Origin of the sequence: Nocardia kruczakiae NBRC 101016 (assembly GCF_001612965.1) — a bacterium.
GTDB lineage: Bacteria > Actinomycetota > Actinomycetes > Mycobacteriales > Mycobacteriaceae > Nocardia > Nocardia kruczakiae.
Window position 1 is genome coordinate 1 of sequence record NZ_BDBL01000093.1, and the last position, 1,745, is coordinate 1,745.

Here is a 1,745-nt window from a genome sequence, read left to right on the forward strand (position 1 = left end):
CTTCACAACACTTCGAGGTGTTTTTTGCGTGATATGACCAGCATGAGCAGTTCGCCCGATTCGCGGTCCGCCTTTCTTCCGCCTACTTTGGTACCGCCGGATAGCCGCGTGCCCAACTTGCTCACGGAGGTGGACTCCGATACCCGCCCCATCCGGGGCGTGGCACTGCCCCGAATACCGTGCAGTTCGCACTCTCTCTTCACCTGCCAGGACTTTCTCCCACAGGGAAGGAGGATCTAATTTTTGTTGTCGCATCTAATCGGCCGTCCGGCCGAAGCGCTTGCCGACACACTCGCCGCTCCGTGCACGGCACTATCGCCAATTATGGCTGCAGGCGGCGATAGCCGCAACCGAATACTCTTGCGCAACGTCCCAGTGTTCGGCGCCCCCTCCGGGTCTTCTTCCGAACTCTGGCAACGTCTCTCAGATAAGTATGCATCGCAGAGGCCTGCGCGAAACTTCGGGATGCGAACTTGTCCATCCACTCAAAATGACCGCTCAGTGAGGTGAAATGACCAGCACCAACCCCTTCGACGACGACAACGGCCGATTCTCGGTTCTAATCAACGATGAGGAACAATATTCCATCTGGCCGACCTTTGCGGAGGTCCCTGATGGGTGGGATGTCGTGTTCGGCGAAAACAGCCGCCAGGCCTGCATCGAGTACGTCGAAGAGAACTGGACAGATATGCGGCCGAAAAGTCTGCGCGACGCGATGGCGGCCGACGACACGGCGCGCAAAAACGGCAAGCCCAAATCGTTGACCCGCCGCCGCAAATAACGAATAGTTCCACTGCGCCGGATTCGATCGTTCCATATGTCCGGCACATCTGAGGTCCGGCATTGAAATCTCTTTTCCGATGGAGGGTGATCTATGGGCAAGGGAAAGCACTCTGCTACCAAGGCGCACCGAAGAATGTCGATTTCGGCGATAGGGACGGGAGTTGCCGTTTCGATGACGCTGGCGCTCACGGGGACCGGCCTCGCGAAGGCCGACGCCGCTCAGACCGCCCCAGCAGCACAGTCGAATGGCTCCGAGTCCGGGCAGCCGGCGCAGTGGCCTGCGGCCGAACCGCCGAACGTACATCCGTACGAAGGGCTGAAGATTCCGGACAGTACATTCAGCTCGCTCCAGTGGGCACGCCCAATGCCGGAGCAGAACTACTTGGCTCCGGTGGGCGTACTGCACGCCCCGCTTCCGGTCGCTCCCGTGCCGCCGATCGCACCGCCGGCCGGAAAGCTGCGCTTTGGTGATGTTCAGGTCGATGCCCCCGAGTGGCTCTACCGTGAGCAAGCAATCCAGCTCAACGACGGCGCTGCGGTTACCGAGGCCAATATGGCGACCTTCCTCGACTCGGTGGGAATGGAACGCAGCCGATCCGACCGTATCGCAGGCGAAGCCCTCGGAGGTGCCGCGATCGGTGCGGTGACAGGTGCTGCGGTGGCTAGTCCGTTCGCGCTGGTCGGCGCAGTCGTCGGCGGTGGAATCGGACTTGCCGTCGGAATGCCGTTCGCGCCGATCGGCCTTGCCGCGGGCCCGATCGGTGCCGCTTACGGAGCCGCCCTCATGGCTGTCCCGCTAGCGGCCATCGGTGCCGCAGCCGGCGGGACCCTCGGTGCGGTGCACGCTCTCACCGCTCCGCCGCGAACGGTCGGGATGCTTCGGACACCGTGATCCAGAGCGTTGTATGTGTGGCGCGGTTCAGCATCGCCGCACATACAACGCCCGATCGAGCCTTGTGAAG

2 protein-coding genes are annotated in these 1,745 nt (G+C 62.1%); both read left to right on the forward strand.

Annotation, left to right across the window (positions count from 1 at the left end; translation table 11 throughout):
• Positions 1–511 precede the first annotated feature (511 nt).
• Positions 512–781 carry an MbtH family protein gene (locus NK1_RS33125; protein ID WP_063015149.1) on the forward strand — a complete coding sequence of 90 codons (270 nt, stop codon included), beginning with the start codon at positions 512–514 and terminating at the stop codon, positions 779–781.
• A gap of 174 nt (positions 782–955) precedes the next feature.
• Positions 956–1,675 (forward strand): hypothetical protein, encoded by a 720-nt coding sequence (locus NK1_RS33130; RefSeq protein WP_245661002.1) that lies wholly within the window; start codon positions 956–958, stop codon positions 1,673–1,675.
• Positions 1,676–1,745 lie beyond the last annotated feature (70 nt).